The sequence below is a fragment of the Helicobacter pametensis ATCC 51478 genome, assembly GCF_000518225.1.
GTDB classification, from domain to species: Bacteria; Campylobacterota; Campylobacteria; order Campylobacterales; family Helicobacteraceae; genus Helicobacter_G; species Helicobacter_G pametensis.
In genome coordinates this window covers 24,447-38,355 of record NZ_JADE01000007.1, presented here as the reverse complement: position 1 = coordinate 38,355, position 13,909 = coordinate 24,447, and the positions used below count along the sequence as shown (strand labels likewise).

At 39.8% G+C, this 13,909-nt stretch carries 15 protein-coding genes; 2 read left to right on the top strand and 13 right to left on the bottom strand.

All coding sequences use genetic code 11. From position 1 onward, the window contains the following. Positions 1-56: 56 nt before the first annotated feature. The 13 genes from trxA to T391_RS0101165 form a co-directional block, all read right to left on the bottom strand. Positions 57-374: a thioredoxin gene (trxA, locus tag T391_RS0101225; RefSeq protein ID WP_027326812.1), complete on the bottom strand. Its 318-nt coding sequence runs from the start codon at positions 372-374 to the stop codon at positions 57-59. A 72-nt stretch (positions 375-446) separates the two neighbouring features. Next, positions 447-1,781, bottom strand: a complete 1,335-nt coding sequence (locus T391_RS0101220) for an anaerobic C4-dicarboxylate transporter family protein (RefSeq protein WP_027326811.1) — start codon at positions 1,779-1,781, stop codon at positions 447-449. 68 nt (positions 1,782-1,849) lie between these two features. Continuing rightward, a complete protein-coding gene (locus T391_RS0101215; protein ID WP_027326810.1) occupies positions 1,850-2,950 on the bottom strand; it encodes an NAD(P)-dependent alcohol dehydrogenase in 1,101 nt (366 codons plus the stop codon). Positions 2,951-3,002: 52 nt separating this feature from the next. Next, the gene (locus T391_RS0101210; RefSeq protein WP_027326809.1) at positions 3,003-3,428 is read right to left on the bottom strand and encodes a MerR family transcriptional regulator; all 426 of its coding nucleotides are present in this window, start codon (positions 3,426-3,428) and stop codon (positions 3,003-3,005) included. A 3-nt stretch (positions 3,429-3,431) separates the two neighbouring features. Beyond that, positions 3,432-3,743 carry a YraN family protein gene (locus T391_RS0101205; RefSeq protein ID WP_420806126.1) on the bottom strand — a complete coding sequence of 104 codons (312 nt, stop codon included), beginning with the start codon at positions 3,741-3,743 and terminating at the stop codon, positions 3,432-3,434. Positions 3,744-3,760: 17 nt separating this feature from the next. Beyond that, entirely contained in the window at positions 3,761-5,032 is a 1,272-nt protein-coding gene (locus tag T391_RS0101200) for a homoserine dehydrogenase (RefSeq protein WP_027326807.1), read from the bottom strand. Positions 5,033-5,040: 8 nt separating this feature from the next. Continuing rightward, complete coding sequence (locus T391_RS0101195) at positions 5,041-5,877, bottom strand: hypothetical protein (RefSeq protein WP_027326806.1); 837 nt, start codon at positions 5,875-5,877, stop codon at positions 5,041-5,043. Then, entirely contained in the window at positions 5,874-6,797 is a 924-nt protein-coding gene (locus T391_RS0101190) for a hypothetical protein (protein ID WP_027326805.1), read from the bottom strand. Before T391_RS0101190 ends, T391_RS0101195 begins: the two co-directional genes overlap by 4 nt. After that, positions 6,787-7,479: a 23S rRNA (guanosine(2251)-2'-O)-methyltransferase RlmB gene (gene rlmB / locus T391_RS0101185; protein ID WP_027326804.1), complete on the bottom strand. Its 693-nt coding sequence runs from the start codon at positions 7,477-7,479 to the stop codon at positions 6,787-6,789. Before rlmB ends, T391_RS0101190 begins: the two co-directional genes overlap by 11 nt. Further along, positions 7,479-8,309: a 16S rRNA (cytidine(1402)-2'-O)-methyltransferase gene (rsmI, locus tag T391_RS0101180; protein ID WP_027326803.1), complete on the bottom strand. Its 831-nt coding sequence runs from the start codon at positions 8,307-8,309 to the stop codon at positions 7,479-7,481. Before rsmI ends, rlmB begins: the two co-directional genes overlap by 1 nt. A 2-nt stretch (positions 8,310-8,311) precedes the next feature. Beyond that, entirely contained in the window at positions 8,312-8,515 is a 204-nt protein-coding gene (gene rpmE, locus T391_RS0101175; protein WP_027326802.1) for a 50S ribosomal protein L31, read from the bottom strand. Positions 8,516-8,563: 48 nt separating this feature from the next. After that, positions 8,564-9,127, bottom strand: a complete 564-nt coding sequence (gene ruvA, locus T391_RS0101170) for a Holliday junction branch migration protein RuvA (protein ID WP_027326801.1) — start codon at positions 9,125-9,127, stop codon at positions 8,564-8,566. Continuing rightward, positions 9,124-10,941 carry a FapA family protein gene (locus T391_RS0101165; RefSeq protein ID WP_027326800.1) on the bottom strand — a complete coding sequence of 606 codons (1,818 nt, stop codon included), beginning with the start codon at positions 10,939-10,941 and terminating at the stop codon, positions 9,124-9,126. The genes ruvA and T391_RS0101165 overlap by 4 nt, the downstream gene beginning before the upstream one ends. A 122-nt stretch (positions 10,942-11,063) precedes the next feature. Between T391_RS0101165 and murJ the strand changes: the two genes are divergently transcribed. Both murJ and cysS read left to right on the top strand, forming a co-directional pair. Then, positions 11,064-12,497: a murein biosynthesis integral membrane protein MurJ gene (gene murJ / locus T391_RS0101160; protein ID WP_027326799.1), complete on the top strand. Its 1,434-nt coding sequence runs from the start codon at positions 11,064-11,066 to the stop codon at positions 12,495-12,497. Further along, entirely contained in the window at positions 12,494-13,903 is a 1,410-nt protein-coding gene (gene cysS, locus T391_RS0101155) for a cysteine--tRNA ligase (RefSeq protein WP_027326798.1), read from the top strand. Before murJ ends, cysS begins: the two co-directional genes overlap by 4 nt. Positions 13,904-13,909: the final 6 nt, after the last annotated feature.

Below are 13,909 nucleotides of genomic sequence, written 5' to 3'. Positions count from 1 at the left end.
TAAAGGAAAAAGGCAAATCATCGGTTACCTTTGATAACCAATGATTCTTGAGATTCCTACTTCAATGAATCTAATTTGTCTTTCAATGCCTGCTCTGAAGTCGCTCCAATCATCTGATCAACAACTTCACCATTCTTAAAAAACAAAATCGTAGGAATACTTCTGATTCCAAACTTTGCTGAAAGCTCTTCTTGCTCATCAGTATTGACCTTGCAAATATTTGCAATACCTGCATAATCTTGCGCAAGCTTGTCAATCACTGGAGAAAGCATCCTACATGGACCACACCATGGAGCCCAAAAATCCACAAGTGAAACGCCTTCTTTGACAGTTGCGTCAAAATTATCCTTTGTTAGTTCAATGTATTGTCCCATTGATTTCTCCTTTTATTTGTTGATATATTTTTCATTATACAACGAAAACAAACACTCTACATTTAAGCACCATTAAAATACAAAACTAGCAATGAAATAAGCACAAATCACCGATGAAATCATCAAAACAAATCCAGGGCGCATATAAGAGTGATTCAGCACAAATCGTCCGATACGCGTCGTTCCCGTCCGATCAAAAGATACACAAGAGATCTGATTGGCTCCTGGAACAATAAAATCTCCACAAACGCATGGATACAGCACAATCAAAACTTGAGGTGGGATTCCTAAGCTCACTCCCAAAGGCATCAAGGCAGCCACCGTGGCAGATGGAGAAAAAACAACCATTGAAAATGCAAACAAAGCAATGCCAAACAAATAAGGAAAGTCATTGACAACACCTGATAAAGAATCTACAAAAAAAGGCTTATAAGCCTCAAAAAATGTTCCTGTCATCCATGAGATTCCAAAAACTCCTATAACACCAATCAATCCAGATCGAAACACGGAGCTATCACCCATTTTATTGGCTGGCACTTTTGCAAAAAGCATAATAAGACATGCTGTAGCAAGCATCATCATTTGGATCAAATTTGGAGTGGGTAATCTCTGCATAGAATCTCCCATCTTATAGTGAGGCAAAAATTCTGTAAAAGTCCCCAAAAAAACAATTCCCAAAATCCCAAAGGCAAAAATCCACAATGCTTTTTTTGCATTTGGATTGGCTGTGCTTTGATCATACCCTTGATGAGAAGATAGAGACTGATATTCTCCTGCATTGACACGCCTAATAAATTCGGGATCCTCTTCAAGTTCTTTGCCTCTTTTATAAACGCTCAATGCTGCACAAAAAACACCAATCAGAAAGGATGGAAGTGCAATGCTAAGAATCTGAAATAGTCCCACACCACTAACTGATAAAATCGCGACCATTCCCGCAGTAGCCGCACTCATCGGAGAAGCAACTACACCCATTCCAGCAGCAATGACTGAAGCAGACAGGGGTCGTTCTGGGCGGATTTTTGCTTCAGCTGCCACCTCAGCGATCACTGGATAAATACAAAAAGCTACATAGGTGGTTCCACAAAAAAGTGTAAATGTCGAAGCGATAAATGGCCCCATAAAAGTGATCGCTCTTGGACGCTTTCTTAGAATCCTTTCTGCTATTTTCACCAAAAGCTCAAGTCCCCCAGCACTTTGCAAAAGTGAAGCACATGTGATAGCCGCCAAAATAATAAACACAACGCTTACAGGGAGTGAGGCTGGCTTCATCCCAAAAACAAGGACCAAAATACTCATTCCAAGCCCCCCAGCAACCCCAAGCCCAATCCCCCCATATCTACCCCCAATCGCTATCATTGAAAGAACAATAAACAGCTCAAAGAAAAAAACTAAACCTACTTCCATCTCTAACTCTTATAAAAATTTCTAAAACCAAAGATGAAAGACTAGCACAATGCATAAGATTCAACCAATCAAACCCCCAAACTCTTCATATCAATCACAAATCTAAACTTCACATCACTCTTCAAAACTCTCTCATATGCCCAATCAATTTCAGATCCTCCAATCATCTCAACCATTGGATAGATTCCATGCTCAATTGAATAATCAAGCATCTCTTGAGTTTCCTTAATCCCTCCAATCAATGAGGAATAAAGCTTCCGACTAAAATTCCAAATCAATCCATTTGCATCCAAAAGAGCAGGATCCTGATGTGAGGGCAAACCAACAACAATCATCTCTCCCTTAGGCTTAAGCAAGCCCAAATATTTTGAGATCTCATAGGAAGCAGGCACTGTACTCAAAATCACATCAAAATCTTTTCTCACTTTTTGCATCTCATCTTGATTTTTGACATTGATAAACTCCTTTGCACCAAGCTCCATTGCCAACTCTCTTTTGCTCTCGCTTGTAGCAAAAACACTCACTCTAGCTCCAAAGCTTGCTGCATATTGCACAGCCATATGCCCAAGTCCACCAAGTCCTACGATCCCGACTTTATCTCCCTGTTTAATTCCTGCTCGATACAACGGTGAATAAGTCGTGATTCCTGCACACAACAATGGAGCAACGCGTGAAAGATCAGCTGATTTTGGAATCTTGATTCCAAAATTTTCATGGACTACAATGTTGTTGGAATACCCACCTTGTGTGTATTCTCTGTCATGAAATACATCCTCACTTGCATAAGTCCATACTGTTTGATCGCAAAATTGCTCTTCATGATCTAGACAAGTAGGACATTGCTGACAAGCATTGACCATACATCCAATGCCAATCCAATCTCCAATAGCAAATTTACTAACTGATTTTCCCACCGCAATCACCTCTCCAGCGATCTCATGTCCTGGAACAATGGGATATTCTCTCTCACCCCATTCACCTCTCACCGTATGAATATCACTATGACAAATTCCTGCATACAAAATCTCTACAAGCACATCATGCTCTCCGACAGGATGACGCGTAAAATCATAGGGTTGAAATTGTCCATCTTTTGAAAATATCGCATACCCCCTAGAACTAATGCGTTTGGATTCCTGAAACTCTTTTAAATTTAACTCTCTCATCATTTTTCCTTTCATTCAAATTTATGAAAGTATAAAAAATGAGAGCAGCTCTAAGTCAAGAGTTTTTTTGACATTGATTTGAAATTTTTTGATGACTCAGGGGATTTAAGCTGTCTTGATTTTGTTTCAACATCTCATCATAATAAGAAATTTTATATTGCAGATGCTCAAGACTATTTTGTAAATTTTGTATTTTTTGGAGCAAATGAGTCTTTTTGTTGTGGAGCATTTCTCTCCTAAGTTGCGCGGTTTGAAAACCTTTTTGACACAATTTGATATATTCTTCAATTTCTTCAATTCCCATATCTACAGAACGCAAACAAGCAATCAGCTTGACCCACTCTAAATCAGAATTTGAAAAATATTTAACTCCATTTCGATCCTTCTGAACAAAAGGAAAAAGTCCTTTTTTGGCCCAAAACCTCAATGTGTGTGAAGAAATTCCAGTGATTTGCTCAACTTCCTTGATTCTATATGCCACCATTTACTCCCAGCAAGTCATATTTTCAATCCACTCGATCTCATCATCACAGATACTGATCCCATCGATACAATAAGGGATCTCTAAGCGATTGATCATCAAGTAATACTGCAATGTTTGTATGATTTTTTGAATCTTTTTTGGTGTGATTGCATAGATTGGATCAAACCCTCTCCCTCCCTTGACCTCGACAATATGAAGCACCCCATCTCGCATCGCAATGATATCAATCTCTCCAAATCGAGAATGAAAATTGCGCTCAATGATTTCAAATCCCCTATCAATCAAAAATGCACAAGCTTGCTCTTCATGCATCTCTCCCTTTTTTCTACTCATTGGATTCGGATTTTGTATGGAGATTGAAGCAAGAGTCCCTCAGTCACAATCTGATCGAGCGCCAGATCGATCTTATGCTCTTGAATCTTGTGTGTGATCAAGATGATCTTTGCTTTTTCATTGGAGCTCTTTTGCAAAATCTGATTGACAGAGATTCCAAAATGAGCCAAACTTGCTGTTATTTTGGCTAAGACCCCATACTCATCTCTCACAACAAAACGCAAATAATATGCACTCTCAATCTCTTCTCTGGGTTTGAGGCGCAAAGCTTGGGGGATTTTAAAGAACCCAAATGGAGGATAAGGACAAGTTCCTGTATTTCTAAGACGAGCAACCTGCACAAGATCGGCGATAACAGCGCTTGCCGTCACATCTCCTCCAGCTCCAAATCCACTCACAAATAACTCACCCACACAATCACCATGCAATAAAATCGCATTCTTCACACCATGAACTTGTGCAAGCTCCTTGTCCTTATGCACCAATGCAGGATGCAATCTCACATCAAGCGTATCCTCTTCTTTTTTGACAATCCCCACAAGCTTGATGACATATCCCAATTCATCAGCAAAACACATATCTTCCAAACCAACACTTTCAATACCCTCGATCAAAATCTCCTCTGGAGTAGCGTTAATTCCATAGGCAAGTCTTGCCAAAATCAAAAGCTTATGTCCAGCATCTCCACCATTGATATCAAGACTTGGATCAGCCTCTGCATATCCAAGTTTTTGAGCCATTTGTAAAGCTTCATCAAATTCATATTTATCTTGAATCATCTTTGAGAGAATGAAATTACTCGTCCCATTGAGTATCCCCTCAAATCCCTCAAACTCATTGGCAACCAAACTATCACGCAAAATTTCAACAATAGGAATCCCTCCACATACACTTGCCTCAAATCCAAAAGGAATCCCCTCTGAGCATTCAAGCAACTCTTGAGCGTGATAGGCAAGCATCGCCTTATTTGCCGTGACAAAAGCCTTTTTTCTAGCAAAAACGCGTTTTGCAATCTCGAATGGATACTCTATGCCTCCAATCAATTCGACAACAATACTTATCTCATCATCATCCAAAAGTGCATCCAAATCCTCAGTCACTTCAAAAGAAAATTCTCCATACTTTGCAACATCACGCACAACAGCACGCTTGACATAGAGCTCTACTCCAGCCCTCTGCCCAATCCTCTCCCCAAATGCATCCAAAATACGCGCTACACTTCCCCCAACTGTTCCCAACCCTATAAGACCGATTCCTACTCTCTCCATCGCAATCCTCACTCGCTAGAAAAATTTGAAAAAGTGACCGTGATTCCACTCTTTAGGCGTGAGGGATTATTAAGATCAGTTACCATCACAAATGCAGTTTGATCAGTGACATTGACCTCTGCACTGACAGCAAATTCTTTTTGTGTCAGGATCTCTAAAATCTGCAAATTACGATCATAAAGCACGATTCTCGGACTCCAACCAATCCTTGAATTCTTTTTTAGAATGCTAAGCACACCAGTTTCTTGGACAGAAAACCAGTATTCACCAGATATATTTTTGGGCTCCAAACGATCGCCATTTTTGATCACAATTGCACTCGCAATAGAGGGACGAACGATTTCTAGCTCATAGAGCCAATCTGTCTGATTTTTGCGCACTACTCTTAGAGCCTCGATCCCTCGCTTTTTCAACTCTGACAAAAGAACTTCTGGGGTTACACCATGCTCTGTCATCAGCGAAAAAGTCAAAAAAACATTCTCTTGTGTGTATTTAGCCTTGGTCACAGTAAAATAAGAATAACCAATGGATGAGAGGGCGCTATTGATCGTCCTCATCAAAAAAATAGGTTTTGTCTTGGCTTTGAATCCAAGACTTACCTCCATAGGCTCTTGAAATCCAAGATAAAGCAACCCATTATCTTTCAAAACCTTTGTGATTCTGTAATAATCAATTTTCTGTCTCTTCTCATCAAGATAAAATTTGGATTTGTCTGAAAAAAGTCTTTGAACAAAATTCCTATTCACTTGATAGGAATCCTCACCCATAATATTGATAATCACATCATCAATCGCATCAGCCCAAAGACAGAGAACAGAGAATAAAAATCCCAGAAAAATTCTCACCACTCAACACCACCATTGGCCAAGACAAACTCCTCACGCGTCACATTTCTCAATCCCCCCTCATGTGTATAAATCAAAAAAATAGGCTTATAAGTCCTAAATCGCTCTTTGTATTCACCGATAGAAGCCTCAAAACTTCCATATGCAATATAAATGAGTCTTTCTCCATCAAGAGGGATCTCATAGCTCTTTTGAGTTTGAGCAATCCTCTTCTTACTTTCCAAATCAACTATTCCAACCCAAATAGGTCGCTCAAATTGAAGGGAAAGCTGATGCTCAGCACTCCAATCCACACTCTCAAACATAATCTTCCCTAACTCATGGATTGGCTTTTCAATCTGAGGTTTTTCTTGAGTTTGTGAAGAGATTGATTGTTCGATGTTCTCTTGACTCTCTCCTTGGTTGCCTGCTTCTTGACTTCTTTTTGGCTCTTGGATAGGAGACTTAGTCTCTAAATTTGCATCTACCTGACTGGCTTGCACATCCTGAGCATTTTGGTTTGAAGAAATTTGCGCAGTCTCTGAGTTTTTGGTCTCTGAGTTTAGATTCCCAGAAAATAATTTGATCAAAACAAAACAAATAGTACAAACTAGAACAAACCCAGCAATCAAAACTCTTGTCTTCTTCTGCTGCACTTGCTTGCAATATCCTCTTTGGATCTCCTTCTCCTCTTCTTCTTGATGCTCAATCGGACAAGAGAGTCGATATTCTTCAAGCCAATCAGACAAATCTAGCCCATATTCTTTCTCCAAAATATGGATAAACCCCTTGGCTCTTACATAATCAAAACGATCAAAGCGCTTTTCTAAAATATCTTCAATCCTTGAAATATCTAGCTTTGTATCTCTCCTAATGCGATCAACCCCTATTTCTCGCAAAAGTTTAAAATCTCTGCTCTGCAAATTTTTCTCATTTTCCATGCGAAACCAACCTATGTACAAAGATTCCCCCTGCAACACCCACATTCAAAGAATCAAATCCGTGTTTCATGTTAATCGAAACAATTCTATCCATTTTTTGGATGATTTTTTTGTTAAGCCCATCCCCCTCACTTCCCAAAAACAAAGCCCAACGCGCTGCGGGAGAAATCTTACAAATATCTTCACCCTCCATATGGGTCCCATAGCACATAAAACCTGCTTGTTTGAGCTGATGGATATGATCAAGCAGTGAAGTAGAGAAACAAAATGGCATCTCAAGCATAGCTCCGCTACTTAAGCGAACAACACTCTCTATCACTTTGGAAGAAAGTGTCCCATCCAAGACAAGTCCCCCAACACCCAAAGCATAAGCACTACGCACAATGGAGGCGATATTGCCCACATCACTCACCCCACACAAAACCACCAATGAAGCAAACTCCATCATACTCCTCCAAGGCATGGGTTGAAGATCATAGATTTGTGCAAGATATCCTTGATGATTCCCTCCTCTTGCCATAGATTGGGCTTTTTTAAAATCAAGGCGTGTGATTTTGATTCCTAGCTTTATCATTTGAGAAAAGATTTTTGGATCAATTTCTTTTGCCAAAAAAATTTCATTGATTTTTTGAGGGTGTTTAGCAAGAAGATGCAACACAACATGCTTACCATAGACAATCATTATCTTTGCTCCATTAGCTTTTGATACCACTCTTTTGTCTCATCGCCTGTGATTTTGGCGAGAAGCTTGGCTTTAAGCTTTGGTGGCAAATCTGCCTGCAAGATATCTACCTTGCCAAGCTTTCTCTCATCTTCTTTGGATGAAAATCTCAAAACAAGCACCCACTCTCCCAAAATTTTACCCTGATCCAATGAGTCAAGAATCTCTGATGCGAATCCACAAAAGCTTGTTTCAAATTTCTTTGTCATCTCTTTAATTGCAAATACATAGCAATTCTCATCAATTCTCCCAAGATCCTCCAAACTTTCACGCAAACGATGAGGAGATTCAAAAACGATGAGCGAAATCCCTCGATGAGGCAAAACATCTCTCCAAAACGCAAATCTCTCTTGGCGCTCTGCACTTTTGGTGGGCAAAAACCCATCAAATACAAACCCATGATCTCCAAATCCACTATAAGCATGTGCCAATACCACAGCACTTCCACCCAAAAGCACCTCATAGGGTATCTGATGGTCTTGCGCATAACGCACCAAGGCTGATCCTGGATCACTTACACATGGCATACCCGCATCACTTAAAAAAGCAATATCTTGATCAAAGAATGATGGTGTCATGCGAGATAAAAATGACTCTTGATTATGAGAATGAAATGAAAAAAGCTCTCGCTGTTTTTTTGGAAGCAAGCCCTGCTGCTCAAGCAGCATCAGCAACTTTTGTGTGATTCTTGTATCCTCACACAAAAGCTTGTCACAACTTTGCAAAACCCTCAAGGTTCGCAGCGTGACATCGGCCAAATTGCCAATAGGAGTAGGCAATAGGTAAAGCACGATTATTTCATATTATATTTTTGGCGGAACTTCTCTACGCGTCCTGTTGCATCAGCAATTTTATCACTTCCTGTATAGAATGGATGGCAAAAGCTTGAGATATCAATTCTAAGCTCGCTTTTGTTGCTCATCACCTCAACCGTCTTTCCACTTGTAACACAAGTGACCTTACATGGAACATATTCTGGATGAATACCTTTTTTCATACTTGATCCCTTTTGATGATTTAAACTGCGGATTCTATCTCAAAACTCTTACTTTTGTTGAAAAAACCTCAAAGCTTCTTTGATAACCGTAGGAGTATCATGAGCGACTATCTTTTTGAGCACCCGATCAATTTCGCTTTTCTTAAACCCCAAGCCCTCTAGCGCCATAGAAGCCTCTCTTTTGGCCTCAAGCTCGACACTTCCATCTTGAGAAAAATCAAAAAATCCAGCCAAATCCACCATAATCTTGCTAGCCCCCTTAGCACCAATTCCAGGGACAGCTTGAAGGGCACGCACATCTTTTGTTTCGATGATCTTTGAGAAATGAATCGGCGAAAAAGAAGACAAAATAGCCAAAGCAACTTTTGGCCCCACCCCATTGATTTTAATCAATCGCTCAAAAATCTTTTGTTCCAAAGGATCCAAGAATCCAAAAAGCAAATAAGCATCCTCACGGATCACTTCTGTGATCCACAACCTTGCTTCATCTCCCACTTTTAGCTCAAGCCCACACAACAAAGATACATGTACTCCATAGAGCACTCCCCTCACTTCCAAGACCACCAAATTACCCTCAAGTTTTGCCACCATTCCACTCAAGCCAACAATCATCTCTGAATCCTTTCTCTGATAAGCTTATGACTAGAGGAATCAATCACAATATTTACCCTCTCTCCATCCTCAATCACCAAATTCTCTTTTTGATTCTGATACAAGTCAAAATATTCCACTTGATTTTGATCCACCCATGGACTATGGCAAATCAACTTCGCCCCCATACAGAGATCTGAGATTGGCTCAAGCTCTTGCTTGATTGCATCAGCCCTCTTGCGATAGATGTCAATCTTCTCTTTGACTTGCTTAAGCTTGTCACACATTTGCACATATTGCTCGATCGCACCAAGGATGTAGCTTTGTGTCTGCAAACCTCTCCCTACATTTTTGAAAAAAATCTCTCTAAAACGCTGAATTGCTGGCTTCATTTGCGAGGCTTTTTTGAGTTCTTTTTGATAGATCCTTAAAGCATTCTCTATGAATTGCTCATAACGATGGTGCTTCTCCAAAATCTGATTGATTTTGTCACGATATTCACCAAATGCCGAACTATCAATCTTAAATTGATTTTTTCCACCCACAAGTTGATCAATCTCAAAATGCATACAAAAAGAAATCTTATTATTGGAGCGCAAATTCTTCACATAAGCCTCTTTGCAAGACACTTCTGCACCGACCAAATCTTCAAACTCACCCTTTTCACAATCAACCACACCTCCCTCACACAGCATTACCTTGGCATCTTTAGCTTTGAGCAGACCCTTGTGTGTTGTGATTTCAGCATACTCAGCACAAATCTCAACCCCCTGATGAGTGGAGCCTATCACCACACATTTTTTAGATCTCAGAATCGACCCCTGATCAACTCCACCACTGATATGAATTTTTTCTGCTTCAAGAATGATATTGGCTCCAATAGCATCCTTATCTATAGTGGAAGATTTGACAAATACCTCAAACCCACGCTCGATCCCTCCAAGCAGATTCCCAATATTGCGATGATTGATCTCTTCAAAGTTAAAGTCTTTAATCATAATGAGTCCACTTCCATTGAGACCGACAAATCCATCTTTGAGAGCACGATAAACCACCCTATCATCCATTTCCTCAGAAGTAAAGTCCTCATCCAAACTACCAAACTCAATCTCTTGGGCTTCTCTCTTCTGAACAGACACAAACTCTCCCAATAGATTCCGACCATCCACCCCATTGCGGCTTTTAATCAATCTTCCTACTTCTTCTCCTTCTTTGACTGCATATGAAGAATTTTCAAGGATTTCACCATTTTTAAGCTCCCATTCTTTTTCAAGAGAAAACCAAAAATAAGAATCCAAAATTGGAGAATAAAACTCGCTTTGCTCTAGCAAAATTCTTTTCTTCCCACCAAATTCATCATACACTTTTCCCAAACACTCTTTTATTGCCTGCTTTGAATCAGCAGAGTTAAATTCTTTAAAAATCACACCAAGCAAAGCTTTTTTGGCATTGATCTGCCTATGAGTCTCCTCTAAATCTTCCATCAAATCCTTAGGCTCAGGGCAAACCAAAAACAAGCGCGAATCTCCCAAATCAAGCTCAAGATCAAAGTCCAGATTCTTCACCCTAGGATAAATTTTCAAATCATAGATTTGAGAGAGTTTGCGCTGATCATTTTCATAATTTTTACTCTTAAAAAAATCAATACTCTCTTCTTTGGAAAGCTCCCTTGCCCTCTCACCCTCTTTCAAAAAAGTATAGACCTCAAGGACTTCAAAACTCACCTCTTCAATCAAACATTTAAACAAAATAGAAGCTTTGTGCAACTCATGGGCGATATCTGAACACTTTTGCACATAAATTGCATCTCCACCATGCTTGAACTCTTGATTCAAACTCTCTCCTTCAAAAAGATTTCATTATATCAAACGCTATTTTTGCATTTATCCCCAAAACCCCTACTTATTATCAAATGTGGGTTACAATTCGTCAAACTTCACTCCAAAGGATCCCAGCATTGCTAAAAAAGGCCTTTTTTTCCAATAGTAGTGGAATCTTATGCTCAAGAATCTTTGGATTTTTTCGTGATGTCTATATGGCCTCAAGTCTTGGAGCAGGAGTATATAGCGATATTTTTTTTATCGCATTCAAACTTCCCAATCTCTTTAGACGCATCTTCGGGGAAGGGGCATTTACCCAAAGCTTTCTCCCCTCATTCATTCACGCACGCTACAAGGGAATGTTCGCCCTAAGCATTGGAGGAATTTTTTGTTTTTGTTTGCTGTTTTTGAGCCTTGTTGTGTTTTATTTTTCACCCTTTTTTACAAAACTTTTAGCATTTGGATTCCCTCAAGAGACCATTGATCTGGCTGCACCCATTGTAAGTATCAATTTTTGGTATCTCTTGCTTGTATTTATCGTGACTTTTTTGAGCACCCTCCTGCAATACAAAAATGTCTTCTGGGTCAATGCCTACAACACAGCCCTACTCAATATCGCAATGATTCTAGCTCTCACCTTTTCTCAAGATCGCGATAAGCTTGAGGTTGTTTATATGCTTAGCTATGGTGTGCTATGCGGAGGGATAGCACAGATTCTCCTACACCTCTATCCACTTTATCGCCATGGTTTTTTGAGATTATTTTGGTTATCTATGCTGCATTGCAAGGTTTTTCAAACCACTTTAAATAAAAAAAACAAATTCAAATCAGATTTCAAAGATTTCTTCAAGCAATTTTTTCCAGCACTTTTGGGAAGCTCTACAGCCCAACTTATTGCCTTTATTGAAACTTTTATCGCTTCTTTTTTAAGCTTTGGGAGCATCTCTTATCTTTATTATGCCAATCGTATCTTCCAGCTCCCCCTAGCTCTTTTTGCAATCGCCATCTCCACAGCCCTCTTCCCCATGGTTGCCAAAGCCATCAAAGCCTCACAAGAACAAAAAGCCCTAGAAGCGATGAAAAAAGCTTTTTGGTTTCTATGCATCACCCTTTGTGCCTGCACACTTGGAGGGATTATGCTAAGCAAAGAGATTATCTGGCTTTTGTATCAAAGAGGCTCATTTAGCGCTCAAGATACCCTCATCACCTCTCAAGTCTTTGCTCTCTATCTCATTGGTCTTCTTCCTTTTGGCTTAAGCAGAATCTTCTCTCTTTGGCTGTATTCTCATCGCTTACAAGGACGCGCAGCCAAATATTCTTTGATTTCACTTATATGTGGGACTTTCTTCTCATTTGTTTTGATCAAACCTCTTGGAGTGCTAGGGCTTGCGCTCTCAAGCTCGATTGCGGGATTTATCTTGCTCATCCTCAATGCCTATGCATTGGGTGCTAAAAACTTTTTTTGTATAATTTTGCACAAAAATGCTGCGATCCTCCTTGTAGGGATTCTTATCTGTGAAACCGCCCTACTTTATGGAATCAAACTCTTGTTAGAAGGATATATCCTATGAAAACACTCCAACTCTTTGATAGCTCTCAAAAACGCAAACTTCCCTTTGTCCCCATACAAGAAGGAAAAGTCACATTCTATGTCTGTGGGCCAACTGTCTATGATCATGCTCATTTGGGGCATGCAAGAAGCTCGATTGCCTTTGATTTGTGGAGAAGGCTTTTTTTGGCATTGGGGTATGAAGTCAGCTTTGCTAAAAACTTCACAGATATTGATGACAAAATCATCAAAAAATACCAAGACACCCAAAAATCACTTGAAGAAATCACACAATACTACATCCAATCCTATCTTGAAGATATGTCTGCTATCAATGTCTTGCCAGCAGACATTCAACCCAAAGCCACTCAGAATCTTGATGAGATGCATGCACTCATCACCACCTTGCTTGAATCCCAGCATGCCTATCAAACTTCTAATGGAGATATTTATCTAGATAGCACAAAAGATTCTCTCTATGGAACACTCAGTCATCGAGGAGAAGATTTGGAAACTAGATCACGCATCCAAGATGAAGAGGGAAAAAAATCACACCGTGATTTTGTGCTTTGGAAAGCCTATAAGGGTGAGCATGATATCGGTTATGCAAGTCCATTTGGCAAAGGGCGTCCAGGATGGCATATAGAGTGTTCTGCAATGATTGAAAAACATCTTGCCTATCAAAATGGTGACTATGCGATTGATATTCATGCTGGGGGCGCAGATCTTCTTTTTCCTCATCATGAAAATGAAGCAAGTCAAACACGCTGTGCCACCAAAAGAGAGCTTGCTAAGTATTGGATTCACAATGGTTTTGTCACAATCAATGGTGAAAAAATGAGCAAAAGCTTGGGTAATAGCTTTTTTCTCAAAGATGTGCTCAAGCACTATCATGGCGAGATCGTTCGTAATTATTTGCTTGGCACGCACTATCGAGCCAATTTTGACTTCAGCGAGGAAGATTTGCTTGCTAGCAAAAAAAGATTGGACAAACTCTATCGCCTCAAAAAACGCCTCAACTCAATCCAATCATCCAAAGCTATGACGCAATTCTCACAAAATCTCTTGGAAGCACTAAGCGATGATCTCAATATCTCACTTGCACTCAGTGTGATTGAACAAATGATCAAAGAAAGCAACGAATCTTTGGATCAATATCCAAAAGACAAAGAACTCAAGGCACAGATTTGTGCCAATCTTGAACTAATCAGCCACTTGCTTGGGATTGGAGAAATGGATGCGATTGAATACTTTCAGCTTGGCTTAAGCCCAGAGCAAAAACTCTACATCCAAGAGCAAATCGCCCTAAGACTTCAAGCCAAGAAAGCCAAAGACTACAATCTAGCCGACTTGATTCGCAAAAAGCTCGAAGAAGAGGGGATCGCTCTTCTTGATACAAGTGAGGGAACAATTTGGGAAAAAATTTGATTCTCT

Bases quoted from the DNA above. Each gene is read 5' to 3' on its own strand.
- trxA (WP_027326812.1), bottom strand. From the start codon at position 374: ATGGGACAATACATTGAACTAACAAAGGATAATTTTGACGCAACTGTC.
- T391_RS0101220 (WP_027326811.1), bottom strand. From the start codon at position 1,781: ATGGAAGTAGGTTTAGTTTTTTTCTTTGAGCTGTTTATTGTTCTTTCA.
- T391_RS0101215 (WP_027326810.1), bottom strand. From the start codon at position 2,950: ATGATGAGAGAGTTAAATTTAAAAGAGTTTCAGGAATCCAAACGCATT.
- T391_RS0101205 (WP_420806126.1), bottom strand. From the start codon at position 3,743: ATGCATGAAGAGCAAGCTTGTGCATTTTTGATTGATAGGGGATTTGAA.
- T391_RS0101200 (WP_027326807.1), bottom strand. From the start codon at position 5,032: ATGGAGAGAGTAGGAATCGGTCTTATAGGGTTGGGAACAGTTGGGGGA.
- T391_RS0101190 (WP_027326805.1), bottom strand. From the start codon at position 6,797: ATGGAAAATGAGAAAAATTTGCAGAGCAGAGATTTTAAACTTTTGCGA.
- rlmB (WP_027326804.1), bottom strand. From the start codon at position 7,479: ATGATTGTCTATGGTAAGCATGTTGTGTTGCATCTTCTTGCTAAACAC.
- rpmE (WP_027326802.1), bottom strand. From the start codon at position 8,515: ATGAAAAAAGGTATTCATCCAGAATATGTTCCATGTAAGGTCACTTGT.
- ruvA (WP_027326801.1), bottom strand. From the start codon at position 9,127: ATGATTGTTGGCTTGAGTGGAATGGTGGCAAAACTTGAGGGTAATTTG.
- cysS (WP_027326798.1), top strand. From the start codon at position 12,494: ATGAAAACACTCCAACTCTTTGATAGCTCTCAAAAACGCAAACTTCCC.